This is a genomic window from Micromonospora sp. NPDC050495, assembly GCF_040655175.1.
Lineage (GTDB): Bacteria > Actinomycetota > Actinomycetes > Mycobacteriales > Micromonosporaceae > Micromonospora.
Window position 1 is genome coordinate 154658 of sequence record NZ_JBFAJK010000004.1, and the last position, 25475, is coordinate 180132.

A 25475-nucleotide genomic window follows, 5' to 3' on the forward strand; every position below is an offset into this window, starting at 1 on the left:
GACTTTGCTGCGCCGTGGCGGCGATCGAGGGGGTGGTCCCATCGACGCCGGGAGAACGAGGATGGGCACATGAGCGACTGGACTGCCTTCGGACGGGTGGACGAGGACGGCACCGTCTACGTCAAGACCGCCGAGGGTGAGCGGGTGGTCGGATCCTGGCAGGCGGGCGCCCCGGAGGAGGGGCTGGCCCACTTCGCCCGGCGCTTCGCCGACCTGGTGACGGAGGTCGACCTGACCGAGGCCCGGCTCAACTCGGGCGCGGCGGACGCCGGTCACTCGCTGACCACGATCCGGCGGATCCGCGCCTCGCTGGCCGAGGCCCACGTGGTCGGCGACATCGACGCGCTCGCCGCCCGCCTGGACAAGCTGGCCGTCGTGGCCGAGGAGAAGGCCGGCGAGGCCAAGGCGGCCCGCGACGCCGCCCGCGGCGAGGCCCTCGCCCGCAAGACCGCCCTGGTCGAGGAGGCGGAGAAGCTGGCCGCCGAGTCGACCGGCTGGAAGACCGCCGGGGACCGGCTCAAGGAGATCCTCGACGAGTGGAAGACCATCCGCGGCGTCGACAAGAAGACCGACGGCGAGCTGTGGAAGCGGTTCGCGGCCGCCCGTGACGCGTTCACCCGCCGCCGGGGCGCCCACTTCGCCTCCCTCGACCAGCAGCGCAAGCAGGCGCAGACGGTCAAGGAGGAGCTGGTCGCCGAGGCCGAGAAGCTGAAGGAGTCCACCGACTGGGGCGTCACCGCCAACCAGCTCAAGGAGCTGATGGCCCAGTGGAAGGCCGCCCCGCGGGCGTCCAAGGAGGCCGAGCAGAAGCTCTGGGAACGGTTCCGGGCGGCGCAGGACGCCTTCTTCACCCGGCGCAGCGAGGTCTTCTCCGCGCGGGACAACGAGCAGCGGGCCAACCTGGAGCGCAAGCAGGCCCTGCTCGCCGAGGCCGAGGCGCTGGACGTCGACGGCGACCCGAAGGGCGCCCAGGCGAAGCTGCGGGAGATCCAGGCCCAGTGGCACGAGGCCGGCCGGGTGCCCCGCGAGGCCGCCGCCGGGCTGGAGCGCCGGCTGCGCGCGGTGGACGACAAGGTCCGCGAGGTGATGGACTCCGCCTGGCGGCGGACCACCAAGGAGGACAACCCGCTGCTGGCCCAGATGCGGTCCCAGGTCGCCGAGGCCGAGGAGCGGCTGGCCCGGGCCCAGGCCGCCGGCGACGCCCGGCGGATCAAGGAGGCCGAGCAGGCGCTCGCCTCGAAGCGGCAGTTCCTCCAGCTGGCCGAGCAGGCCGGCTGACCCGATCCATCCCGGAGGCCCCCGGTCCCGCCACGGGACCGGGGGCTTTCCGCGTGTCCGCCCGGGGTGTTCAGACCTGCGGCAGCACCACGAGCCCGCTGTTGTAGTCGGCGAGGACAAGGTCCGGCCGGCCGTCGCCGGTGAGATCACCGACGGCGAGGCCCCGGCCCGGGTAGCTGGAGGCCCGGTACTCCTGCGGCTGCCGCCCCATCGTTGGCCGGGATCGGGACCGCCGCTCGACAACGTGACCGAAGACGCAAAAGGTGAACGGGTGTCCAGGCAGGACGCCCGGGAGCGGAACCACGGTTCGAGCGGCGCGACGCGTCACGTTGACGGCATCGAGCCGCACTGATCAGAATGGGCGGCGGAGCCAGGTTCCAGCACCGGCACGAGGGCACGACGGCCGATCCCGCCGTCGACGATCGCCGGTGTCTTCCTCTGCGGGTGGCCGTCCACGTGACACGGCCCGACGCGCGCTGTCCGCGTACTCGATGACGAGCGGGCCGTCTCCCTTGGTCTCACCGCCCGCGCCGCTCGCGCGGCGCGGGCATCCGAAGTGGAGCCCAGATGCACCGACCTACCGCCCTCGGCGGCGCCCTCGCGGCGCTCGCCACCGCCGCGGCCGGCGTCCTCGTCGCCGCCACCATCAGCACCACCCCGGCTGTCGCCGCCAGCGGCGGCACCGGCACCGGCTACCTGCACACCAGCGGCAACAAGATCGTCGACAGCACGGGAGCCACGGTCCGGCTCACCGGCATCAACTGGTTCGGCATGGAGACCGACAACAAGACCTTCCACGGTCTGTGGTCGAGCAACCCGTGGCGCGGCCAGCTCGACACCATGGCTCGGCTGGGCTACAACACGCTGCGCATCCCGTACTCGAACGACGCGTTGAAGTCGGGCGCGACCGCCACCGGGATCAACGACTTCGTCAACCCGGACCTGATCGGGCTCTCCCCGTTGCAGATCCTGGACAAGGTCATCGACTACGCGGGCAGCAAGGGGATGCGGGTCATCCTGGACCGGCACCGGCCCACCTCGGCCGGTCAGTCGCCGCTCTGGTACACCTCGGGCGTCTCCGAAGCGACCTGGATCAACGACTGGAAGATGCTCGCCCAGCGGTACGCGAACAACCCCACGGTGATCGGCGCGGACCTGCACAACGAGCCGCACGCCGAGGGCACCAACCCGGCGGCCACCGGCGCCTGCTGGGGCTGCGGCGACACGACGCGGGACTGGCGGCTGGCCGCCGAGCGGGCCGGCAACGCGATCCTCGGCGTGCAGCCGAACTGGCTGATCTTCGTGGAGGGGGTGAGCTGTCCGAGCGGTGGCCTGTCGAACGTCTGGGACAACGACCCCAGCAACGACGAGGACTGCGGCTGGTGGGGCGGCAACCTCTCCAAAGCCGGCCAGTTCCCGGTCCGGCTGAACGTGGCCAACCGGCTGGTCTACTCCCCGCACGAGTACGCGATCTCGGTCTACCACCAGACCTGGTTCGACGACCCGAGCTACCCGGCGAACCTGCCGGCGATCTGGGACAAGTACTGGGGCTACCTGTACAAGCAGAACATCGCGCCGATCATGATGGGCGAGTTCGGCAGCACGTTGCAGGACCCGAAGGACAAGGTCTGGCTGCAGAACCTGATGGCGTACACCGGGACCGGGGTGAACGGGATGTCCTTCACCTACTGGTCGTGGAACCCGAACTCGGGTGACACCGGCGGCATCGCCAACGACGACTGGACCACCATCAACCAGGCCAAGCAGGACATCCTCCAGCCGTACCTGATCGCGCCGGTGGGCGGCGGCGGGACGACCAGCCCGTCCCCGACCGGCACCTCGAACACCTCGCCGCCACCCACCACACCCGCCCCGACCGGCGGCTGCACGGCGACCTACAAGCAGACCAACGCGTGGCAGGGCGGCTTCCAGGGCGAGCTGACCGTGAAGAACAGCGGCACCGCCTCGGTGAACCCGTGGTCGGTGACCTGGACCTGGCCGTCCGGGGTGACCCTGGGCAGTGGCTGGAACGCCACCGTGACCCAGTCCGGCGGCACGGTCACCGCGGCCGCGCCAACCTGGGCCCCGTCGCTCGCGCCGGGCGCCTCGGTGACCATCGGCTTCACCGCGAACGGCACGGCCTCCGCGCCGGGATCGGTGAAGCTCAACGGCACCGCCTGCTGATGCGGCGCGGAAGGCCCCTCGCCGGCGGGTCCGTCGGCGAGGGGCCTTCCCGCAGCGCCAGGAGTTTACATCGACGTTCATCTGTGTTCTTCTGGTAGGAAAGCGCTTGCCTGGCGTCCTCCCAGGCGCACGGGGGCCAGGCCGACCACAGGGGATCCCCCTTCCCTCGGCCAGCGGGCGTCGCGGACCCCGGCCGGCACCGACATCCGAGGTGCGGACGTACCAGCACGTCAACCGCCCGGTTCGCACCCACAGAAAGGAGAGAACCCGTGACAAACGTCAAGCGTCACCTGGTCCGACGGCTCGCGGTGATCGCCGCGGCCGTGCTCGCCATACCCGCGGCGATCGCCACCGTGGCCGTCGCGCCGGCCGCCGCGGCGAGCGTGGACACCGGCGCCTACTACGTGTTCGTGAACCGGCACAGCGGCAAGGCGATGGACCTGTGGCAGTGGTCCACCGCGGACGGCGGCGAGATCCGGCAGTACACCCGGACCGACGGCTGGAACCAGCAGTTCCAGTTCGTCGACGTGGGCAGCGGCTACTACCAGCTGCGCAACCGGCACTCCGGCAAGGTCGTCGCGGTGCCCAACGCCGTCGACGGCGCCCAGGTCATCCAGACGACGGCGAGCACCGACACCAAGCAGCACTTCGCGCTCCGGGACTCCGCCGGTGGCTACGTGCGGTTCATCAACCGGCACAGCGGCAAGGCGCTGGACCTGTGGCAGTGGTCCACCGCGGACGGCGGCATCATCTCCCAGTACGCCGACCTGGACGGCAACAACCAGCAGTGGCAGCTGATCCGGGTCGACGGTGGGGGCGGCGGCACCACCCCGCCGCCGAGCACCACCGGACTGGTCGGCTGGGCCACCCAGAACGGTGGCACCAGCGGCGGCGGCAACGCGACGGCCACCACCGTCACCAGCGCCTCCGCCCTCAGCGCCGCCGTCGGCACCAGCAGCGCGGCCGTCATCCGCGTCTCCGGCACCATCAGCTGCTCCGGCATGCTGCGGGTCCGGTCCAACAAGACCATCCTCGGCAACGCGGGCGCCACCATCGCCGGCTGCGGCCTCAACATCAGCGGCGACCGCAACGTGATCATCCGGAACCTGACCTTCCGAGACTGGGACGACGACGCCATCAACGTCCAGGAGTCGGCCACCAACGTCTGGATCGACCACAACACCTTCACCCACGGGTACGACGGCGCGGTCGACATCAAGCGCGGCTCGGACTTCATCACGGTGTCCTGGAACCGGGTCTACAACCACGACAAGACGATGCTGCTCGGACACAGCGACGACAACGGCGCCCAGGACTCCGGCCACCTGCGGGTGACCTACCACCACAACTGGTTCGACGCGAGCACCCAGCGCCACCCCCGGGTCCGCTTCGGCAACCCGGTCCACGTCTACAACAACTACTACTACAACAACAGCGGCTACGGCGTGGCCTCCACCATGAACGCCGGGGTCCTCGTCGAGGGCAACTACTTCGAGAACGTCAAGGACCCGTACCACCTCGGCGAGGGCGACTCCGGCCCGGGCAGCCTGGTCGCCCGCAACAACTACCTCGTCAACTCCGGCAGCGGCCAGACCGGCGGCAGCGTCGCCGGCATCCCGTACTCGTACACCCTGGACAGCGCGAGCAGCGTCAAGTCGATCGTGACCGGCGGCGCGGGCGCCGGCCGGATCACCGTCTGACGGTGCAGCGGGGCGGGGCCCGCCACGGCCGGCGGACCCCGCCCCGCGTCTCCGTGCGCGGCGCGGGGCTCCCGTGGGTGCGGCCCGGCCCGCGTCTCAGTGCGCGACGCGGGCCCGAGGGCGCGGCCCCGGATCGCGTCTCAGTGGGCGGCGCAGCCGCCGGTGGGCGCGGGCACCGCGGCCGGTGCGCCGACGCCCGGCAGCCCGAGCAGCACCCCGGGGGTACGCGGGGCGCGTCCCGCCTCGGCCGCGTCACCGGCCCGGGTCCGCCGGTGCGCCAGCGGCACTCCGTCGGCGTTCAGGTGGTGCGGGGCGGCGTAGGTGACGGTGGTGTGCACGATGTCGCCGGGACGGATCTGACCGGCCAGCGAGCCGGCACCGCCGAGCTGGCCGGTCGCGCCGGCCGCGCCCGTCGCGCCGAGTTCGCTGGTCGGGCCGGCTGCGCTCGTCGCGAAGTGGACGAGGCGGCCGTCGCGGGCCCGGCCGGACATCCGGCCGGTGCGCTCGTCCTTACGTCCCTCGCCGACGGCGACCAGCACCTCGACGGTCTCCCCGACCAGCTTGCGGTTCTCCGCCCAGGTGATCTCCTCGACGCAGGCGATCAGCCGCTCGTAGCGCTCCTGCACGACCTCCTTGGGCAACTGCCCGTCCATGGTCGCGGCCGGGGTGCCCGGGCGCTTGGAGTACTGGAAGGTGAACGCCGAGGCGAACCGGGCCTCGCGGACCACGTCGAGGGTGCGCTCGAAGTCGGCCTCGGTCTCGCCGGGGAAGCCGACGATGATGTCCGTGGTGATCGCCGCGTCCGGCATCGCCGCCCGGACCTTCTCGATGATGCCCAGATACTTCTCCGACCGGTACGAGCGGCGCATCGCCCGCAGCACGTCGTCGGAGCCGGACTGCAACGGCATGTGCAGCGAGTGGCAGACGTTCGGCGTCTCGGCCATCGCGGCGATCACGTCGTCGGTGAAGTCCTTCGGGTGCGGGCTGGTGAACCTGACCCGCTCCAGCCCGTCGATGTCGCCGCAGGCGCGCAGCAGCTTGCCGAACGCGTACCGGTCGCCGAACTCGACGCCGTAGGAGTTGACGTTCTGCCCGAGCAGGGTCACCTCCAGCACGCCCTCGTCCACCAGAGCGCGCACCTCGGAGAGGATGTCGCCGGGGCGGCGGTCCTTCTCCTTGCCGCGCAGGGAGGGCACGATGCAGAACGTGCAGGTGTTGTTGCAGCCGACCGAGATCGACACCCAGCCGGCGTACGTCGACTCGCGGCGCGTCGGCAACGTCGAGGGGAACACGTCGAGGGACTCGAGGATCTCCACCTCGGCGGCGGCGTTGTGCCGCGCCCGCTCCAACAGCACCGGCAGCGCACCGATGTTGTGCGTGCCGAAGACGACGTCCACCCAGGGGGCCTTGCGGACGATCTCGCCGCGGTCCTTCTGGGCCAGGCAGCCGCCGACCGCGATCTGCATCCCCGGGTGCTTGGCCTTCACGGGGCGCAGATGACCCAGGTTGCCGTAGAGCCGGTTGTCGGCGTTCTCCCGTACGGCGCAGGTGTTGAACACCACCACGTCGGGCTGCTCGTCGGACTCGACGGCGCGCATGTAGCCGGCCGCTTCGAGGAGGCCGGAGATGCGCTCGGAGTCGTGCACGTTCATCTGGCAGCCGTACGTACGCACCTGGTAGGTGCGCGGGCTGCCCGCGGCTGCGGTAGTCATGACCCGGACAGCGTATCCGGGCCGAGCTGGTCGGAACGAACGAGGAGGAGCCGTGTGCCGGAGCATCAAGACCCTGCGTGAGCCGTACGTCCCCGTGGTCACCGAGGAGGACATCCGCGCGGCCGCGTTGCAGTACGTCCGGAAGATCTCCGGATTCCGTACCCCCGCCGCCCACAACGCCGAGGCGTTCAACGCCGCCGTGGACGCGGTGGCCGCCGCCACGGCCACCTTGCTGGAGCAGCTGGTGGTACGCGGCCAGGCACCCACCGCCCGCGCCTGACCCCCGCCCGGCCGGTCGGGCGGTCGGTTGGACGGCCGCCCGGTCGGGCGCAGGCCCGGTCGGGGGGGGCCCGGTCGGGCGGGGGCCCGGTCGGGCGGGGGCCCGGTCGGGCGGGGGCCCGGTCGGGCGGGGGCCACGGATTGCGGCGACTCGGGCCTACGCGCGACCGGGATACCCCGAGTTGCCGCATCCCGCGCACCGATCGCCGTCCTGTCGACCGCCCGCCTGGACGGCGACGCCCTGCCCGGCCAGGCTCACCGGGCGGTCCGCTGGTCGGGCGGCCGGGGCTGGGGCCACGGATTGCGGCGAATCGCGCCTACGCGCGACCGGGATACCCCGAGTTGCCGCAACCCGCGCCCCGATCGCCGTCCTGTCAACCGGCCCGCCGCGCGCCTGCCCTTTGCCCGGCCACCGCGCCGGCCACCCCGCCGGTCAGTCGGGCAGGCAGTCGGGCGGGCAGTCGGTCAGTCGGGCGGTCAGTCGGGCGGACCGTCGGGCGGGCGGTCGGGGCCACGGATTGCCGCGACTCGGGCCTACCCGCGACCGGGATGCCCCGAACTGCCGCATGTCGTTGCCGAGCACCGGCTGGTGCCGGCGGCGCGGCGCCCCGGCCGGCGAGGGCCGGCGAGGCCGGCGGGGGCCGGGGCGGCGCGGCGAAGCCTCGTCAGGCGGCGGCCAGGGCGGGGGCGATCGTGTCGGGCGCCCAGCGCGAGCGGTGGCACTGGGACCAGCCGCGGCAGCCGGGGTCGGCGAGGGTGCAGAGACGCTGGTCGCTGAGCACCTCGCCGTCGTCGGTCTCGACCACGGCGAAGTGCACCGGGCGGATCGTGCCGTCCGGGGCGACCAGCAGGTGCCGCCCGGCGTCCAGGGTGTCGTCGCGCATCAGGCAGTTGCGGTCCAGCAGCCGGGCCAGCGCCGCGATGCTGGGCCGCTCGGGCAGGGCGTCGGGCACCCCGTAGCAGTCGACCACCGTGCCGTACTCCCCCGGCGCCTCCCAGACGTCGCAGACCACCGCGTACGCGGGCAGTCGGGCCGGGTCGGCGACGGCGAGCGGCATGACCACCCGCCCGAGCGCCTCGGCCAGCGCCGGGTAGACCTCCGCGGGCGCCGCGCCGTCGATTCTCCAGTTCCACAGCTCGGTCATGCCGCCTCCTCGCTGTGCTCGTCCCACCGGCCTCCGGATCGGGCCTTACTCACGATGGTGGGGTGCATTTGACCTCAGCCGGGGGCAAGTTACCGGTCTGTGACCATTCCGGGCAAAATTTCCTCGGGCCGCGTTGCCCAGAGTAGCGGGAAGATGACAGTTTATCGGGTATCGTGCCGCTCGCCCACCAGCGACATGGCCGTCAGCGGAGTTGAATGACATCACTGTCAGGGGCCTGGATGACAGTGGCCGTCAGCGGAGCTGGATCAGGTGCTCGCCGGCCGGCCGCAGCTCGCCGATGACGGTGCCGCCCGGCACCTCGCCGGCCACCAGCAGCCCGCCGGAGGTCTGCGCGTCCGCCAGCAGCAGCCGCTCCCCCTCGTCGACGCCGCCGAAGTCGGTCCACGGGGTCACCCAGTCCAGGTTGCGGCGGGTGCCACCGCTGACGTACCCGTCACGCAGCGCCTCCCGGGCGCCGGGCAGGTAGGGCACCGCGGCCGCGTCGATCGCCACCGTGAGCCGGCTGGCTCGGGCCAGCTTCACGGCGTGCCCGAGCAGCCCGAAGCCGGTGACGTCGGTGCCGCAGCGGATGCCGGCGGCGACCGCGGCCCGGGCGGCGTCCCGGTTCAGCCGGGTCATCGACGCGACCGCCTCCGGGAACCGTTCCCCGGTCCGCTTGTGCCGGGTGTTGAGCACGCCGACACCGAGCGGCTTGGTCAGCGACAGCGGCAGCCCGGCCCGGCCGGCGTCCAGGGTGATCAGTTCCTCGGGCCGGACCACGCCGGTGACCGCGAGGCCGTACTTGGGGCCGTCGTCGTCGACGCTGTGCCCGCCGGCCAGGTGGCAGCCGGCCTCGCGGGCCACGTCCTGACCGCCGCGCAGCACCTCCCGCGCCAACTCGAGGGGCAGCACGTCGCGCGGCCAGCAGAGCAGGTTCAGCGCCACCAGCGGCGTGCCGCCCATGGCGTACACGTCGGAGAGCGCGTTGGCCGCGGCGATCCGGCCCCAGTCGTACGCGTCGTCGACCACCGGGGTGAAGAAGTCGGCGGTGCTCACCAGGCCGGTCCGCTCGTCCAGCCGGACCACCGCGGCGTCGTCGCCGTGCTCCAACCCGACCAGCAGATCGGCGGTGCCGGCGGGCGGCGCGAGCCCGGCGACCATGGCCTCCAGCTCCCCCGGCGGGATCTTGCAGGCGCAGCCGCCGCCGCGGGCGTAATCGGTCAGCCGGAGCCGCTCGGTCATCCCCCCATGATCTCGGTCCGGCGGTGGCTGCGCCACTCGTACCGGCCGTGGCGTGACGAATTTCGGACGCCCGGGTACGCCGGTGACCGGTGTTACCGCTCCGTGACCATTTGAGTTGCGTCCCGCCACATCCCCCCGCCTACAGTTGCCCAACCGGGGGTCGATCGACCCCGCAATCCAGACGGACGACAGGGACGGTGAACGACGTGGCGACGGGCGAACCGCTCATCGTGCTGGACGGGGTCAACAAGTGGTTCGGCCCCCTGCACGTGCTGGATGACGTGTCGCTCTCCGTCGGCCGGGGCGAGGTGGTCGTGGTCATCGGCCCGTCCGGCTCGGGCAAGTCGACGCTCTGCCGCACGATCAACCGGCTGGAGCCGATCAACTCGGGCACCATCACCTTCGACGGCACCCCCCTGCCGGCTGAGGGCAAGGCCCTGGCCAAGCTGCGCAGCGAGGTCGGCATGGTCTTCCAGTCGTTCAACCTCTTCGCGCACAAGACCATCCTGGAGAACGTCACCCTCGGCCCCGTCAAGGTCCGCAAGGAGAAGCCGGCCGCCGTCCGCGAGCGCGGCCTGGCCCTGCTGGAGCGGGTCGGCATCGCCAACCAGGCCGACAAGTACCCGGCGCAGCTCTCCGGCGGCCAGCAGCAGCGGGCGGCGATCGCCCGCGCGCTGGCCATGCAGCCCAAGGCGATGCTCTTCGACGAGCCGACCAGCGCGCTCGACCCGGAGATGGTGGGCGAGGTGCTGGACGTGATGACCTCGCTGGCCCGCGACGGCATGACCATGGTCGTGGTCACCCACGAGATGGGCTTCGCCCGGCACGCGGCCAACCGGGTCGTCTTCATGGCCGACGGCCAACTGGTCGAGGAGGCCCCGCCGGCCGAGTTCTTCGCGAACCCGCGCAGCGAGCGGGCCAAGGACTTCCTCTCCAAGATCCTCACCCACTGAGCGTCCGTAGTGGAGCGCGCCGTCCCCCGGTGGCTCCGTCGAAGAAGGAGATGAGTATGCGTTTGATGCGCGTGGCCGCGGTCGCCGCGGCGGCGACCCTGGCGCTGGGCATGGCCGCCTGCGGCGGTGACGACGGCGACGAGGGCACCGGCAGCGGCAGCAAGTCCTTCGCCGCCGGCAGCACCATGGAGAAGCTCAACAAGGCGCAGAAGATCAAGATCGGCACCAAGTTCGACCAGCCGGGCTTCGGGCAGAAGGGCCTGTCGGGCAAGCCGGAGGGCTTCGACGTCGAGGTCGCCAAGATCATTGTCAAGGAACTCGGCATTCCCGAGGACAAGATCGAGTACGTCGAGACCCCGTCGAAGGTCCGTGAGGACGTGATCGTCAACGGCACCGTCGACCTGGTCGCCGCGACCTACACGATCAACGACAAGCGCAAGGAGCGCATCGCCTTCGCCGGGCCGTACTACGAGGCCGGCCAGAACATCATGGTCCGCAAGGACGACAGCAGCATCAGCGGCCCGGACTCGTTCAAGGACGGCACCAAGAAGGTCTGCTCGGTGACCGGCTCCACGCCGATCGAGGAGATCAAGAAGTACGTCAAGGACGTCGCCACCCAGGTGGTGCCCTTCGACACCTACGACAAGTGCCGGGACGCCCTGAAGAGCGGCCAGGTCGACGCGGTCACCACGGACAACGTGATCCTGCTCGGCTACATCGCCAAGGACGAGGCCTCCTTCAAGATGGCCGGCGACAACTTCACCAAGGAGCCGTACGGCATCGGTGTCAAGAAGGAAGACACCGACTTCCGTAACTTCATCAACGACGTCCTGGAGAAGGCCATGCAGGACGGCCGCTGGAAGAAGGCCTGGGACGACACCGCCGGCAAGTTCGGCGCCACCCTGGGCGACGCTCCGACGATCAACCGCTACTGATCCGTCCCGGTCTGGAGGGTGGGGAGGAAACCGACCCGTGAGTGTGCTCATCGACAAGTTCGACGTCTTCGCGGGTGGATTCTGGCTCACCCTCCAGATCTGCATCCTCGCCGCGATCGGCGCCCTGATCCTGGGCGCCGTCGTGGCGGTGCTGCGGATCTCCCCGGTGCCGCCGCTGCGCGCGCTCGGCACCGCGTACGTGACCGTGTTCCGGAACATGCCACTGACCGTGGTGATGTTCTTCGCCGCGTTCGGCCTGCCCGCGGTCGGCTCGAACGCCAATTTCCTGCGCATCCCCGGGCTGGACTCGATCTTCAGCCGGCTCGGCACGGACCTGCCGTACTTCCGGTTCGCCCTGATCGCGCTCTCGCTCTACACCGCGGCGTTCGTCTGCGAGGCGCTGCGCTCCGGGGTGAACGCGGTGCCCGCGGGGCAGGCCGAGGCCGCCCGTTCGCTCGGCCTCACCTTCGGCCAGAACCTGCGGTACGTGGTGCTGCCGCAGTCCTGGAAGGCGTCGATCGTGCCGCTCGGCTCGGTCATCATCGCGATGATCAAGAACTCCGCGCTGGTCGGCTTCTTCGGCGTGATCGGTGACCTCTCCCAGACCGCCGACCAGCTCACCTCGGCCGGCGGCTACGCCTTCATCCCGGTCGCCATCGGCATCTCCCTCGGCTATCTGATCATGACGGTGCCGCTCGGCGCCCTCCTCGACCGGATCGAGAAGCGACAGGCGGTGGCCCGGTGAGCCAGCAGACCAGCGTCCTCTACGACGTCCCCGGCCCGCGGCAGCGGCGAATCACGCTGATCAGCAGCCTGATCGCCACCGTGGTGGTGCTCGTCGGCGCCTACTTCCTGATCTACCGGCCGCTGGCCGACAAGGGCCAGCTCTCGATGGAGCTCTGGGGTCCGCTGATCGACCCCTCGAACGAGAACTTCTCCCAGGTCTGGGAACGCTTCGGGGCCGGCCTGCAGCACACCCTGACCGCCGCCGCGCTGGCGATCCTCTCCTCGCTGGTCATCGGCACCCTGCTCGCCGTGCTGCGGATCCAGCTCAAGAGCCTCACCCGGCGGCGCTTCACCGGGCTGGCCGCGCCGCTGGCGTACCTGCTGCGCGGGTTGAGCGTGCTGCTGTCCGCCGTCACCCGGGTCTGCGTCGAGGTGTTCCGTGGGCTCCCCGTCGTCCTCACGATCTTCTTCGTGGCACGCGGTTTCCCCGAGTTCGGCATCTCGTTCGACAACCTCTGGTACCTGGTCATCGGCCTGACCGTCTACAACTCCGTGGTGATCGCCGAGATCCTCCGCTCCGGCATGGAGGGCCTCCCCGGCGGCCAGGCGGAGGCCGCCGCCGCGATCGGTCTCTCCCCCGCGCAGACCACCCGGATGATCCTGCTGCCGCAGGCGTTCCGAATCATGCTCCCGGCGCTGATCAGCCAGCTCGTCGTGGTGCTCAAGGACACCTCGCTCGGCTTCATCATCAGCTACGAGGAGACCTTGAACATCGGCAAGCAGATCATCGGCGTGCTGGGCAACCCGATCCAGGTCTACGCCGTGATCGCCGTGCTGTTCATCGCGGTGAACTACTCGCTGTCGAAGCTGGCCCAGTTCGTCCAGCGCCGGCTCGCCCGGGGCCGCAAGACCGCCGGTACCCCGGCGCAGCAGGCTCCGATCGCCGCGCTCATCTCCCAGGCTGAGGGCACCGGCGGTAACTGATCCCCCGCTGACCTCACGAGGGCCGGTCCGGAGATCCGGGCCGGCCCTCGTCGTCAAAGCTCCGGGCCTGCCGGTCCCATCGGTGGCCCGGCCTGCCGGTCCGTCGGAGGCCACCGCCTGCCGGGCGGGCCGAGGCGCTGCGGGTCAGCGGGCGATCTCGGTGACCCGGGACTCGCGGACCACGGTCACCCGGATCTGACCGGGATAGGTCAGCTCCTCCTCGATCTGCTTGGCCACGTCCCGGGCCAGCACCGCCGCGCCGATGTCGTCGACGTCGTCCGGCTTGACCATCACCCGGATCTCGCGGCCCGCCTGCATGGCGAAGACCTTCTCCACGCCGAGCTTGCCGGCCGCGATCTCCTCGATCCGCTCCAGCCGCTTGACGTACGCCTCCAGGCTCTCCCGCCGCGCCCCCGGCCGCCCGCCGGAGCAGGCGTCGGAGGCCTGGGTGAGGACCGCCTCGATGGTCTGCGGCGGCACCTCGTTGTGGTGCGCCTCGATGGCGTGCACCACGTCCTCGCTCTCGCCGTACTTGCGGGCCAGGTCGGCGCCGATGATGGCGTGGCTGCCCTCCACCTCGTGGGTGAGCGCCTTGCCGATGTCGTGCAGGAACGCGCAGCGCTTGATGGTCGGCACGTCCAGTCTCAGCTCGGCGGCCATGATCCCGGCGATGTGCGCGGTCTCCACCAGGTGCTTGAGTACGTTCTGCCCGTACGACGTCCGGTAGCGCAGCCGGCCGAGCAGGGTGACCAGCTCCGGGTGGATCTCGGTGATGCCGACCTCGACCAGGGCGTCCTCGGCGGCCCGGTGGCAGAGTTCCTCGACCTCCTGCCGGGCCAGGTCGTAGACCTCCTCGATCCGGTGCGGGTGGATCCGGCCGTCGAGCACCAGCTTCTCCAGGGTGAGCCGGCCGACCTCGCGGCGTACCGGGTCGAAGCAGGAGAGCAGCACCGCCTCGGGGGTGTCGTCGATGATCAGGTTGACCCCGGTGACCGATTCGAAGGCGCGGATGTTGCGCCCCTCCCGGCCGATGATCCGCCCCTTCATCTCGTCGCCGGGCAGGTGCAGGACGCTCACCACGCTCTCCGCGGTCTGCTCGCTGGCGACCCGCTGGATGGCGTCCACCACGATGTGCCGGGCCCGCTGCTCGGCGGTGCCGCGCGCGTCGGCCTCGATGTCCCGGACCAGCAGCGCGGCCTCCCGCTTCGCCTGGCCCTCGATCGCCTCGACCAGTTCGGCGCGGGCCGCGTCGGCGGTCAGCCCGGCCACCCGCTCCAGTTCCCGGCGGCGCTCCTCCTCCGCCTCGGTGACGGCCCGCTCCCGCTCGACCAGCGCGGCCTCCCGGGCGGCGAGGGCGGCGCTGGCGGCGGTGAGCTGCCGCTCCCGCTCCGCGAGCCGCTCCACCTCCTCGGTGTGCAGCCGCTCCCGCTCGTCCATCCGGGCGGCCCGTCGTTCCACCTCGGCGGCCTGCTCGCGGGTGGTCGCGGCGAGCACCGCCACCTCCCGCTCGCCGCTGCGTCGGGCGGTGGTGCGCAGCTGCTCGGCGTCCGCCTCGGCCTGCTTGTGCGCGCGCTCCAGCACGGTGTCCGCCTCGGCGCGGGCGTCGTCGAGGACGCGCCGGGCCTCGGCCCGGGCCGCCTTCGCCTCGGCCTTGGCGGCGGCCGCCTCGGTCCGCGCCGCCGCGGCCGCCGACTTCGCCACGTCGATGGTGCTGTTCGCCTCGTCGGCGGCGGTGCGCAGGGCGGCCAGGGACTGTTCCTGCCGGTCCTTCTCGGCGATGAACGCCGGATCCTCCGGGGCGGGCGCCAGGCTGAGTCGCTTGAGGGTACGCACGCCGAACAGCACGGCGCCGACCACCACCACGACGAGCAGCAGCACGACCACGAGGAGGACGATGTCGAAGGCGCTCATCCGGCGGCTCCGCACCGGTACGCGGACACGCCCGCCCGACGCCCTCCGGGGACCCGGTCGGTCCCGGTTTCGCCGTGCCGCCTGGTGTCGCCGTGCTGCCTGGGGTCGCCGTGCTGTCGGGGCTGGTTGCCCGAGCGGTCCGTATCGCCCGCCGAGGACGGATCGGGGCCGGGTGGCAGACCGCCGCTGAACCTGTGCCGCCCTGCCATGGCCGCCTCCCCCTGAACGTCGGCGCCGCAGGACACGTGCGAAGGACACGCGCCTGCGGCTCTGGACGCCCGACCTGAGCGGCTGGCTCTGGGCAGCTTTTCGTCGGCGGTGTCCCGGCGGGGCACCGCTGACGGCCGGTTGCAGTTGTCGGACGCTCCGGAAGGCTCCGGAGCACCCGTCAAGGGCCGGTGAAGCTGGCCAAAGTGATGCTGTTCTGTTACGAGATCTATGTTGTGCGCTTAGCCTGCGCTGGTCGGGCAAAGTGAGCCTGTATGGCGAGGCTAGGTCGCCAGGGGCCGTTCGGTCAAGGAGTCATGATCAAACCACCCGGACGGAGAGAAGTTGCCGCGTCACTCAGCGGTGATCAGATGCCGGGACAGGCCCGGACAAACTCCGTCGCCCAGCGCCCACTTCTCGACGCTCACGGCCTGCTCAAGCCCTCTCCGCCGGGACGCCGGCGCTCGCTCACCCGCACCGACCGGGCTCGGCTCCGCACTCCGGAGATGAAGGCATCTCACCTGAGATGCGCGACAGCACGGCGGGCACTCACCGGACATCCGCGAGAGGACAGCGGGCAGGTGCCCGTCACGCTCAGTCAGGTGCGCGCATCACCGTGCGTGTCGGGGAGACAGCGTGGGCGGCCCGGTCAGGCGATGGCGGTGAGGGCTGCGGTCACCAGGGCCGCGTTGTCGCGGGCGGGGGTGCCGTCGGGCAGCAGCAGCGTGTCCTCCAGGCCGATCCGCGTGTGCAGACCCCGCCGGGCGGCCTCGGCGTACACCGGCCAGGTGGCCGGGCCCTCGCCGTGCAGCAGCACCGGCGGGTGGTCGCCGGGCAGCGCGGCGAGGATCGCGGCCGCGTCGGCGAGCGCCGTGTCGACCTGCTCAGCCATGCACTCGACCAGGATCCGCCCGGTTGGCGTCGGCCAGCGACGCCAGGCGTCGACCGCGGCCGGCGTCCAGAGGCCCGCCTCGACCAGCACGCCGCGCTCGTGCAGGGCGGCCGCCACCTCGGCCGCTCCGGGTTCGTGGGCGTTGACCGAGGCGAAGTCGGGCAGCACCGTCCAGGCGCGGACGGCGGCGACCCGTGCGGCCGGGTCGGGAACGATCCAGGCGCCGGTGCTCACCCCGACCGGCAGGCCAGGGCGGGCGGCCCGGATGGCGGTGACCGCCGCGGCGATCACGGCCGGGGCGAGCGACTCGGCCCCGGTGTCGTCGCGCGGGTGCACGTGCACGGCCGCGACCCCGGCGGTCGCGCAGCGTACGGCGTCGGCGGCCAACTCGGCCGGGGTGAGCGGCACGGCGGCGTGCTCGTCCCGCCGCCGGGTGCCGTTGAGGCATGCCTTCAGCACGGCTGTGCACCTCTCCTCGGGACGGCGACGAGGGCGGCCGGTCGATCAGTCGAGCCGGCGGGAGTCGAGATCGTTCTCGGCGTCGGCGAGGGCGTCGGCGTCGATGTGCTCGGCGAACTCGGCCGCCTCGGCGCTCTGCGCGGCGAGGGCCTCCTTGACCGCCCGGATCGCCACGCCCGGCGGGTAGCCCTTGCGGGCGAGCATGCCGACCAGGCGACGGAACACCGCGTCGGGCTCGCCCCGGGCCGTCCGCAGCTTCCGCTCCACCAGGGCCCGGGCGGTCTCCGCCTCGGTCTCCTCGTCCAACTCGTCGAGGGCCTCGCCGGCCACCTCGCCGTCGACGCCGCGCTGGCGCAACTCGTTGGCGAGCGCCCGGCGGGCCAGCCCTCGGCCGGCGTGCCGGCTGCTCACCCAGGCGCGGGCGAAGGCGGCGTCGTCGATGATGCCGACCTCGTCGTAGCGGTCGAGGACCTCGGCGGCGACCTCCTCGGAGATGCCCCGCTTGGCCAGGGCACCGGCCAGCTCGGCCCGGGTGCGTGGCCGCACGGCGAGCTGCCGGAGGCAGATCTCGCGGGCCACCTCGGCCTCGTCGCGGGGCGGGGCGGGGGTCGCCTCGGCGTCGGGCTCCTTGGCGCGACCACGGCCGCTCCGGCGGGGTCGGGGCGTACTGGCGTCACCCGTGCGGGGCGGGCTGGCATCCCAGCCCCGCCCCGTACGGGCACGTCGTCCTGCCACGGGTCAGCGGATCAGAAGTCGACCGGCGGCAGCTCCGGGCCGCCGGCGGCGTCGCTCGCCGCGCCCGCCCCGACGCCGAGCTTCTCCAGGATCTTCTTCTCGATCTCGGCGGCCACGTCCGGGTTCTCCCGGAGGAACTCGCGGGCCTTCTCCTTGCCCTGGCCGAGCTGGTCGCCGTCGTACGTGTACCAGGCGCCGGACTTGCGGATGATCGCCTGCTCCACGCCGACGTCGATCAGCGAGCCCTCGCGGGAGATGCCCTTGCCGTACATGATGTCGAACTCGGCCTGCTTGAACGGGGCCGCGACCTTGTTCTTCACGACCTTGACCCGGGTGCGGTTGCCGACCACGTCGGTGCCGTCCTTGAGGCTCTCGATGCGGCGCACGTCGAGCCGGACCGAGGCGTAGAACTTCAGCGCGCGACCACCGGTCGTGGTCTCCGGGCTGCCGAACATCACGCCGATCTTCTCGCGGAGCTGGTTGATGAAGATCGCCGTGGTGCCGGTGTTGTTGAGCACACCGGTGATCTTGCGCAGCGCCTGGCTCATCAGCCGGGCCTGCAGACCCACGTGGCTGTCGCCCATCTCGCCCTCGATCTCGGCGCGCGGCACCAGGGCCGCGACCGAGTCGATCACGATGATGTCGATCGCGCCGGAGCGGACCAGCATGTCGGCGATCTCCAGCGCCTGCTCGCCGGTGTCCGGCTGGGAGACCAGCAGGGCGTCGGTGTCGACGCCGAGGGCCTTCGCGTACTCCGGGTCGAGCGCGTGCTCGGCGTCGATGAAGGCGGCGATGCCGCCGGCCCGCTGCGCGTTGGCCACCGCGTGCAGCGCGACGGTGGTCTTACCGCTGGACTCCGGACCGTAGATCTCGACGACCCGGCCGCGGGGCAGACCGCCCACGCCGAGCGCCACGTCGAGCGCGATGGAGCTGGTCGGGATGACGGCGGTCTGCACGACCGGCCGTTCCCCCAACCGCATCACCGAACCCTTGCCAAACTGCTTGTCGATCTGAGCGAGAGCAAGGTCGAGCGCCTTCTCCCGGTCCGGCCCTGCCGCCATCGTTGCCACCCCTGCCTTAGCCGGCGTCTTCCCTGAGCTTCGCGTCACGCGGGACACGCTAGGCGCTGGGTCCGACAGAAAACCAGCCGACGGGCCGCGAGCTGTGGACGAGCACCCCGCTGTGGACAATAGCCGAACAGGTGTACGACTCGACAAGCGACACGCCGAACAGGCGAAAAGGCTGCTCAGCGTAGTCGCGCGGGCACCCGGTCGGGATATGCGGCGACCACCGCCCGCCAGACCACGTGGGTCTCCTCACCCGCGGCGAACGCCTGCTCGATGGTCCGCCCGCCAAGCTGGGGCAACACCTGGTCGCTGGCGATGCTGGCCGCGTAACCCGGCCCGAACGCCTCCTCCAGCCGCGCCCAGAAGTCGGTCAGCCGCACGTGTCAATCCTCCTCGCCGGGCACCCTCGGCGGCACCGGACGCAACGCTAGCGCCACCAGCGGCACCGTCGCGATCGCCGCGAGCAGGGTGAGCGTGGGGTAATTGGCCATCCGCATGACAAACCCGCTCAGCGCCGCGGCGCTGGCCCCGGCCAACCCCATGATCAGGTCGGAGAATCCCTGCACGCCCGGACGTACGGCGGCCGGCACCGACTCCGACAGCAGCGTGGAACCGGCCACCATGGTGCCCGACCAGCCCAGCCCGAGCAGCGTCAGGCCGACGGAGAGCGCCGGCGTGTGGTGTCCGGCCGTGCCGGCGACGGCACACGCGGCCAACAGCACCCCGACCCCGCCGAGGATCACCGCCCGCCGGCCGAGCCGGTCGGTCAGCCAGCCCACCACCGGCGAGAGCGCGTACATGCCGGCGATGTGCAGGCTCAGCACGATGCCGACCACCCGCAGCACGTCGGCGTCGTGATGGAACTCGCCGAGCCGTACCGGGGTCATCGACATCACCGCGACCATCACCACGTGACCCACCGCCACGGCCGCGATGCCGAGGCGGGCGGCGGGCCGCCCGCGTACCACCTGCCAGGCCGCGCGCACCATCCCCGCGCCGCGCGGGGCGGCCGACGCCGGCGTTTCGGCCGGCGCGGCCGGCGGCGCGTCGGCCGCCGCCAGCCGGCGCGCGGTGAGCAGCGGGTCGGGCCGGAGCAGGACCAGCAGTACGACCGCGGCCAGCACGAACGCGGCGGCGCTGAAGGCGAACGGGCCGGCCAGCGGCGGCAGGCCCCAGCCGCTGGTGGTGTCGTCGGCGAGCGCGGCGAAGTTCGGCGCGGCCACCGCACCGATGGTGGTGGCCCAGACAATCAGCGAGAGCTGCCGCCCCCGGCGGGCCGGCTCGGCGAGATCGACGGCGGTGTAGCGGGCCTGCAGGTTGGCCGCGGTGCCGCCACCGAAGAGCAGCATGCCGAGGAAGAGCAGCGGCACCCAGCGGGTGACCGCGGCGAGCACCACCAGCACGCCGCCGGCGGCCCCCGCGAGGTACGCCACCGCCAGGCCGGGCCGGCGGCCGTGGCCGGTCATGATCCGGGTCACCGGTACGGCCAGCAGCGCCCCACCGACCACGGCCGCGCTCTGCGCCAGGCCGGCCACCGCGGTGCCGGCGATCCGGGCGGCGAGCAGCGCGCCCACGGCGATGCCGATGGTGACCCCGACGCCACCGATGATCTGGGTCAGGAAGAGCAGGCGCAGCGTCCGCCGCTGGATCGGCGCGACGTCGGGCCGGGTGAGCGGCGGCGCCGTGATGTCGGTGGCCATGGCTTCTCCTCGGTAAGGGGCGACCCATCCTCGCGCACCGGACCCGGCCGGCTCCACCCGGTTCTGCTAGAGGCCGAGGCCGCGGCCGATGATCTCCTTCATGATCTCGGTGGTGCCGCCGTAGATGGTCTGCACCCGCCCGTCCAGCCAGGCCTTCGCCACCGGGTACTCGAGCATGAAGCCGTAGCCGCCGTGCAGTTGCAGGCAACGGTCGGCGACCTTGTTCTGCAGCTCGGTGGTCCACCACTTGGCCTTCGCGGCGTCGGTCACCGAGAGCCGGCCGGCGTCGTACTCGGCGACGCAGTGGTTGACGAAGGTCCGCGCGATGGTGACCTCGGTGTCCAGCTCGGCCAGGAGGAAGCGGTTGTGCTGGAACTTCCCGATCGGCCGGCCGAACGCCTCCCGGGTGCGGGCGTAGTCGAGGGTGAGCGCCAGCAGCTTCTCCGCGGCGGCCACCGCGGCGACCGCGATGCTCAGCCGCTCCCGGGGCAGGTTGGCCATCAGGTGGTAGAAGCCGTGGTTCTCGGTGCCGATCAGGTTCTCCGCCGGCACCCGGCAGTCGTCGAAGAACAGCTCGGCGGTGTCGTTGGCCTTCAGCCCCACCTTCGCCAGCCGCCGGCCGCGGCTGAACCCGGGCGTGCCGGTCTCCACCGCGATCAGGCTCACCCCGTGCGCGCCCTGGTCCGCCGCGGTCTTGGCGACCACCACCACGAGGTCGGCCAGCTCACCGTTGGTGATGAAGGTCTTCTGCCCGTTGAGCACCAGGGCGCCGCCGTCGCGGACCGCGGTGGTGCGGATGCCGGCCAGGTCGCTGCCCGCGCCCGGCTCGCTCATCGCGATGGCGGTCACCAGGTCGCCGGAGCAGAAGCCGGGCAGCCAACGCTTGCGCTGGTCGTCGGTGGTCAGCTCGGTCAGGTACGGGGCCACCACGTCGTTGTGCAGCCCGAAGCCCAGCCCGGAGCAGCCGGAAGCGACGATCTCCTCGTCCAGCACCGCGTTGAACCGGAAGTCGCGTTGGCCGCCGCCGCCGTACTCCGGGTCGACGTCCATGCCGAGCAGCCCGGCCGCGCCCGCCTTGCGCCACACCTCCCGGTCGACGATCCCGTCCGCCTCCCAGCGCGCGTGGTGCGGCACGGCCTCCCGGGCGAGGAACTCGCGGCACAGGTCCCGGAACTCTTCGTGGACGGACTCGTAGAGGTGCTGCTCCATGCCGACGAGTCTGCCCGCCGGGGCGGCCGGCGGGAAGGGGCCACGGTCGCGCCGCGTCACGCCCACCAGGTGGCATCGGCGACCGGCCGGAAGCCGAGCGAGTCGTAGAGCGGGCGGCCGGCCCGGGCGGCGGTGAGCGTCATGGGTACGTCGGCGAACCGGCCGAGCACGCCGTGCAGCAGGGCCCGGCCCACGCCCCGGGACCGGTGCGCGGGCAGGCTGGTCATCCAGTAGAGGCCGACGCCCTCGTCCCGGACGGTCAGGCAGGCCCCGGCCGGCGGCGCGCCCAGCCCGGTGCCGCCGTCGACGTCCCGGTGGACCAGGAAGAACCGGACCTCCGGCCGGTCCAGCAGGGCGGGCGGGAACGCCTGCCCGGGGCGGTACGGCTGGAACGGCTCCAGCGGGAAGCCGTGCACCACCACCTCCTCGGCGGCGGCCAGTTGGTCGGCGTACCCGACCGGGGTGACCGGCAACGGCGGCTCGGGCACCGGCCCGGGGTGGCGGATCATCACCGGCAGGGTGCGCGGGGTCAGGCCGAGGCCGGCCAGGTCCAGGCGCGCGTACTGGTCCTCGACGACCATCGGGCCGGTCCGGCCGCGGACCAGTTCGGCCAGCGCGGCCCGGTCCGCCGGGGACGGGTCCGGGTCACGCAGCAGGATCCGCAGCCCGGCGGGCGCGTCGCCCCGCACGGCGAGGAAGCCCGGCCGGCGCAGCAGCGGGTGCCCCCGGCTCTCGGCGAGCGCCGTCCACATCACGGCGGCGTTCCGGACCGACAACTCAAGATCACTCGTCATGCCCCGAAGCTAAGGCCGGCGGTCGACCCGGTGCAGGTCCATTTCCCCGCCGTCCGGCTGGGCCGTTCCGCCCCCGGTACGCCACCATGGCCGGATGAGCAGACTCACCGGAGAGCAGATCGCCGACGAGCACCTGACCGGATGGACGTACCTGCTGGGCGCCCTGCAGACCCGGATCCGGACGCCGGACTTCGCCACCGGGCTGTCCGTGCTGGACGCGATCGGGGCGGAGGCGGAACGGATGGACCACCATCCCGACCTCGACCTGCGCTACACCCACGTCGACGTCCGACTCTGGTCGCACGACGCCCGGGGGGTGACCCGGCGCGACATCCGGCTGGCCCGGGCCATCTCGGCGATCGCCGAGGCGGCCGGGGTGACCCTGGGCCACGCCGGCGTCTCCCGGCTCGAACTCGCGCTGGACAGCCCGGACTCCGCCGCGGTGCTGCCGTTCTGGCGGGCCGTGCTCGCCACCGACCACCTCGCCGGGCCGGACTTCGGCGACGAGCTGCGCGACCCGGCCGGCACGCTGCCCACCGTGTGGTTCCAGGAGTCCGGCCGGGAGGAGCCCCGGCAGCGCTGGCACCCCGACGTGTGGGTGGACCCGGCGGAGGTGCGGCCGCGCATCGACGCCGCGCTGGCCGCCGGCGGGACGCTGGTCAGCGACGCGGCGGCACCGCACTTCTGGGTGCTCGCCGACGGCGACGGCAACCGGGTCTGCCTCTGCACCTGGCAGGGCCGCGCCTGACCGCCCACCGGCGGCCGGCACGCGGGGGCCTCCGCTACCGCCGGCTTCGAGCGGGGGCCTCCGCTACCGCCGGGGTCGAGCGGGCGTCCGCTACCGCAGGCGGCGGGCGGGGCCCGTCCGCTGTCGCAGGCGTTGACCCCGGGTCGTCGTCTCAGCGCAGCACGCGGGCGGCGACCTTGAGGTCGGCGACCAGGCCGTCGTACGCGACGTCCTGGTTGTCGGCGCGCAGCACCGCCGACGGGTGGATGGTGGCGAGCAGCCGGGTCTCGGGGGCGTCGGTCACCTTCCCGGCGCTGTCCACCGGCACCTGGGCGAAGTCCTCCGGGCGCTGGGCGGCGGCGGGCCAGGACATCAGCTCGCCGCGCTGCCGGGTGACCCGGAACGCCGGGCCGAGCAGTGCCTTGGCGGCGGTGGCGCCGAGCACCACGATCAGGTCCGGGCGAAGCCGGGCGAACTCGGCGACCAGCCAGGGCCGGCAGGCGGTGATGTGCACCCGGTCCGGCGTCTGGTGGATCCGGCGCTTGCCGCGCAACTCGAAGCGGAAGTGCTTCACGGCGTTCGTGATGTACACCCGGTCGGCGGGGATCCCGGCGTCGTCCACCGCCCGGCGCAGCACCCGGCCCGCCGGACCGACGAAGGGCAGACCCTGCCTGTCCTCCATGTCGCCGGGCTGTTCCCCCACGAAGACCACCCGGGCGCTCTCGTCGCCCCGGCCGAAAACGGTCTGGGTGGCGTCCCGGTAGAGCTCGCAACCCCGACAGTCGACCGCCGCGGCCCGGAGCTGGTCGATGGTTCTCGCCCGGGGCGGAATGAACTCCTGGGCGCCGGGCGTCTCGGTCTCGGCCATGGCGACTTTTATATACCGGTTTCGCCAGCCCTGCCGGGCACCCGGCCGGCCGCTCGTTCCGGGCCGGCCGCTCGTTCCGGAACGGCCGCTCGTCTCGGGCCGGCCGTGGGATCAGTAGCCGTTGCCGCCACCGCCACCGCGCGAGGCCAGCGCGATCGCGATGATGATCAGGATGATCACCACGGCGGCCACGCCGATCCAGATACCGGTCCGGGACCTGTTGGCAGCCATTCGCCCCACCTCCGCGCCGGGCCTACCCGCTCCACCGCCCGCCATGCCTGGCCGTACCCGGTGCCGGGCGCGAGATGCGGCATCCCGGGCCTTCCGACGCCCGGGATGCCACGACATGCCGCATGTCGCCCGCCGGCCCGCGCCCCCCGGGCCGGCGGCGGGGTCAGGCGGTGAAGCCGGCGGGGGCGGGACGGACCACGCGGGCCACCGCCGCGGCGAGCGGGGCCAGGTCGGCCTCGTCCAGGGAGCTGACCGTGATCCGTACGCCGGGGGCGGCGGCGATCCGGTGCAACGCGCCGGGGGCGACCGACCAGCCGGCGTCGCGCAGCGCGGTGACCGCCAGGGTCTCGTCCGGCACCGGGACCCAGACGTTGATCCCGGTCCGCCCGTGCGCGGCCACCCCCAGCGCGGCCAGGGCCGCGACCAGCCCGTCGCGCCGCCGCTCGTAGCTCTCCCCGGCCCGCCGTACCAGGTCGGTGGTGGCCGGGTCCTGCCAGAGCGCCAGCACCAGGCGTTGCAGCACGGTGGAGACCCAGCCGGCGCCGACCCGGGCCCGGCCGGCCACCCGGGCCACCGTGGCCTCGTCGCCGGTGAGCACCGCCAGCCGCAGATCCGGGCCGTAGGGCTTGCTCACCGACCGGACGAAGGCCCACGCCGGGGTCGCCCCGGCGAGCGGGTGCAGCGGTACGCCGGCCAGTTCGGCGGCGTGGTCGTCCTCGATCAGCAGCAGGTCGGCCCGGCCGGCGAGGAGCGTACGCAGGGCGCCGGCACGCTCGGCGGAGACGGCGGCGCCGGTCGGGTTCTGGGCCCGGCTGGTGACGACCAGGGCGCGCGCCCCGGCGGTCAGCGCGGCTCGGACCCCCGGCTCGCTGGGGCCCTCGTCGTCCACCGGCACGCCGATCGGGCGCAGCCCGAGCGCGGCGATCAGGTCGAGCAGGTTGGCCCAGCCGGGGTCCTCGACGGCGACCGCGTCGCCCGGGCGCAGGTGGGCGGCGAGCAGCCGCTCGATGCCGTCGAGCGCGCCCCCGGTGACGGTGATCTCCTCGGCCGGCACGCCGTCGGCGGCGAGCCGGTCGCGGGCCGCGGCGGCCAGCGCCGGCAGGACCGGGGTGGCCGCGTAGCCGCTGGGCGCGCCGATCTCGGCGGCGAGCAGGGCCAGGTGTGGGCCGAGCGGCGGCAGCAGCCGGCTGTCGGGCTGGCCGGCGGAGAGGTCGCGGGCGCCGGGCAGCGGCGGTGGCATGAGCGCCGCGCGTCGGGTGGCCACCGGCGGCCGGGGGCGGACCCGGGTGCCGTGCCGTCCGGCGGTGGCGACCAGGCCGCGCTGCCGCAGCTCCTGGTAGGCCTTGGCCACGGTGGCCGGGCTGACGGCCAGCGCGGCGGCGAGGGCGCGGACGGCCGGCAGGGCGTCGCCGGGGGCGAGGGCGCCGGTGCGGATGCCGGTTTCCACGCTGGCCGAAATCTCGGCGGAGGAGGAACCGGCGATCTGATAACGTGCTGCCACAGTTCGGAGATTGTACTAGAACAAAGGTGGGATGTC

The 25475-nt window shown here is 72.7% G+C and carries 22 protein-coding genes and 1 pseudogene; 9 read left to right on the forward strand and 14 right to left on the reverse strand.

Translation table 11 applies throughout. The features are described from left to right. Positions 1-69 precede the first annotated feature (69 nt). Complete coding sequence (locus AB0I11_RS07480; RefSeq protein ID WP_357314828.1) at positions 70-1278, forward strand: DUF349 domain-containing protein; 1209 nt, start codon at positions 70-72, stop codon at positions 1276-1278. Between the two features lie 70 nt (positions 1279-1348). Here AB0I11_RS07480 and AB0I11_RS07485 read toward each other — a convergent pair whose 3' ends face one another. After that, positions 1349-1489, reverse strand: a complete 141-nt coding sequence (locus AB0I11_RS07485; protein WP_357314830.1) for an FG-GAP repeat protein — start codon at positions 1487-1489, stop codon at positions 1349-1351. Positions 1490-1845: 356 nt separating this feature from the next. Between AB0I11_RS07485 and AB0I11_RS07490 the strand changes: the two genes are divergently transcribed. Both AB0I11_RS07490 and AB0I11_RS07495 read left to right on the forward strand, forming a co-directional pair. Continuing rightward, on the forward strand, positions 1846-3462 hold the full coding sequence (locus tag AB0I11_RS07490) for a cellulase family glycosylhydrolase (protein WP_357314833.1): 1617 nt from the start codon (positions 1846-1848) through the stop codon (positions 3460-3462). A 269-nt stretch (positions 3463-3731) separates the two neighbouring features. Beyond that, positions 3732-5162 carry an RICIN domain-containing protein gene (locus AB0I11_RS07495; RefSeq protein WP_357314835.1) on the forward strand — a complete coding sequence of 477 codons (1431 nt, stop codon included), beginning with the start codon at positions 3732-3734 and terminating at the stop codon, positions 5160-5162. A 140-nt stretch (positions 5163-5302) separates the two neighbouring features. Here the strand turns inward: AB0I11_RS07495 and miaB are convergent, their stop codons facing one another. Beyond that, positions 5303-6874: a tRNA (N6-isopentenyl adenosine(37)-C2)-methylthiotransferase MiaB gene (gene miaB / locus AB0I11_RS07500; RefSeq protein WP_357314840.1), complete on the reverse strand. Its 1572-nt coding sequence runs from the start codon at positions 6872-6874 to the stop codon at positions 5303-5305. 52 nt (positions 6875-6926) lie between these two features. Here miaB and AB0I11_RS07505 point away from each other — a divergent pair, with 52 nt between their 5' ends. Next, complete coding sequence (locus AB0I11_RS07505; RefSeq protein WP_357314842.1) at positions 6927-7154, forward strand: DUF2277 domain-containing protein; 228 nt, start codon at positions 6927-6929, stop codon at positions 7152-7154. 664 nt (positions 7155-7818) lie between these two features. Here AB0I11_RS07505 and AB0I11_RS07510 read toward each other — a convergent pair. Both AB0I11_RS07510 and selD read right to left on the reverse strand, forming a co-directional pair. Continuing rightward, positions 7819-8298, reverse strand: coding sequence for a hypothetical protein (locus AB0I11_RS07510; protein WP_046565669.1), 480 nt, complete (start codon positions 8296-8298; stop codon positions 7819-7821). Positions 8299-8550: 252 nt separating this feature from the next. Beyond that, positions 8551-9540: a selenide, water dikinase SelD gene (selD, locus tag AB0I11_RS07515; RefSeq protein ID WP_357314845.1), complete on the reverse strand. Its 990-nt coding sequence runs from the start codon at positions 9538-9540 to the stop codon at positions 8551-8553. 197 nt (positions 9541-9737) lie between these two features. Between selD and AB0I11_RS07520 the strand changes: the two genes are divergently transcribed. Genes AB0I11_RS07520 through AB0I11_RS07535 form a run of 4 tightly spaced genes read left to right on the forward strand, consistent with a single transcriptional unit; the run spans position 9738 to position 13138 of the window. Next, positions 9738-10493: an amino acid ABC transporter ATP-binding protein gene (locus AB0I11_RS07520; RefSeq protein ID WP_357314848.1), complete on the forward strand. Its 756-nt coding sequence runs from the start codon at positions 9738-9740 to the stop codon at positions 10491-10493. Between the two features lie 56 nt (positions 10494-10549). Next, positions 10550-11428 carry a glutamate ABC transporter substrate-binding protein gene (locus AB0I11_RS07525; protein WP_357314850.1) on the forward strand — a complete coding sequence of 293 codons (879 nt, stop codon included), beginning with the start codon at positions 10550-10552 and terminating at the stop codon, positions 11426-11428. Positions 11429-11465: 37 nt separating this feature from the next. Then, positions 11466-12173 carry an amino acid ABC transporter permease gene (locus AB0I11_RS07530; protein WP_357314853.1) on the forward strand — a complete coding sequence of 236 codons (708 nt, stop codon included), beginning with the start codon at positions 11466-11468 and terminating at the stop codon, positions 12171-12173. Then, entirely contained in the window at positions 12170-13138 is a 969-nt protein-coding gene (locus AB0I11_RS07535; RefSeq protein WP_357314856.1) for an amino acid ABC transporter permease, read from the forward strand. Before AB0I11_RS07530 ends, AB0I11_RS07535 begins: the two co-directional genes overlap by 4 nt. Positions 13139-13282: 144 nt before the next feature. Here AB0I11_RS07535 and rny read toward each other — a convergent pair whose 3' ends face one another. From rny to AB0I11_RS07575, 8 genes and pseudogenes are all read right to left on the reverse strand, one after another. Further along, on the reverse strand, positions 13283-15049 hold the full coding sequence (rny, locus tag AB0I11_RS07540; protein ID WP_357314858.1) for a ribonuclease Y: 1767 nt from the start codon (positions 15047-15049) through the stop codon (positions 13283-13285). A gap of 856 nt (positions 15050-15905) precedes the next feature. Beyond that, the gene (locus AB0I11_RS07545) at positions 15906-16607 is read right to left on the reverse strand and encodes a 3-keto-5-aminohexanoate cleavage protein (RefSeq protein WP_357314861.1); all 702 of its coding nucleotides are present in this window, start codon (positions 16605-16607) and stop codon (positions 15906-15908) included. A gap of 45 nt (positions 16608-16652) precedes the next feature. After that, positions 16653-17342, reverse strand: a complete 690-nt coding sequence (locus AB0I11_RS07550) for a regulatory protein RecX (RefSeq protein ID WP_357314864.1) — start codon at positions 17340-17342, stop codon at positions 16653-16655. Between the two features lie 11 nt (positions 17343-17353). Beyond that, positions 17354-18403, reverse strand: coding sequence for a recombinase RecA (recA, locus tag AB0I11_RS07555; protein ID WP_046571407.1), 1050 nt, complete (start codon positions 18401-18403; stop codon positions 17354-17356). Between the two features lie 185 nt (positions 18404-18588). Further along, on the reverse strand, positions 18589-18789 hold the full coding sequence (locus AB0I11_RS07560; protein WP_046571409.1) for a DUF3046 domain-containing protein: 201 nt from the start codon (positions 18787-18789) through the stop codon (positions 18589-18591). Next, a pseudogene (locus AB0I11_RS07565) lies at positions 18780-20109 on the reverse strand (MFS transporter). Before AB0I11_RS07565 ends, AB0I11_RS07560 begins: the two are co-directional and overlap by 10 nt. A gap of 66 nt (positions 20110-20175) precedes the next feature. Then, positions 20176-21318 carry an acyl-CoA dehydrogenase family protein gene (locus AB0I11_RS07570; RefSeq protein ID WP_357314871.1) on the reverse strand — a complete coding sequence of 381 codons (1143 nt, stop codon included), beginning with the start codon at positions 21316-21318 and terminating at the stop codon, positions 20176-20178. Between the two features lie 56 nt (positions 21319-21374). Further along, complete coding sequence (locus AB0I11_RS07575) at positions 21375-22112, reverse strand: hypothetical protein (protein ID WP_357314874.1); 738 nt, start codon at positions 22110-22112, stop codon at positions 21375-21377. Between the two features lie 94 nt (positions 22113-22206). On the opposite strand from AB0I11_RS07575, the gene AB0I11_RS07580 reads away from it, so the two are divergent. Next, positions 22207-22860 (forward strand): 4a-hydroxytetrahydrobiopterin dehydratase, encoded by a 654-nt coding sequence (locus AB0I11_RS07580; protein WP_357314876.1) that lies wholly within the window; start codon positions 22207-22209, stop codon positions 22858-22860. A 151-nt stretch (positions 22861-23011) separates the two neighbouring features. On the opposite strand, the gene AB0I11_RS07585 is transcribed toward AB0I11_RS07580, so the two are convergent. Both AB0I11_RS07585 and AB0I11_RS07590 read right to left on the reverse strand, forming a co-directional pair. Next, positions 23012-23707 (reverse strand): UdgX family uracil-DNA binding protein, encoded by a 696-nt coding sequence (locus AB0I11_RS07585; protein WP_357314879.1) that lies wholly within the window; start codon positions 23705-23707, stop codon positions 23012-23014. 394 nt (positions 23708-24101) lie between these two features. Next, positions 24102-25439, reverse strand: a complete 1338-nt coding sequence (locus AB0I11_RS07590; protein ID WP_357314881.1) for an aminotransferase class I/II-fold pyridoxal phosphate-dependent enzyme — start codon at positions 25437-25439, stop codon at positions 24102-24104. Between the last annotated feature and the right edge of the window lie 36 nt (positions 25440-25475).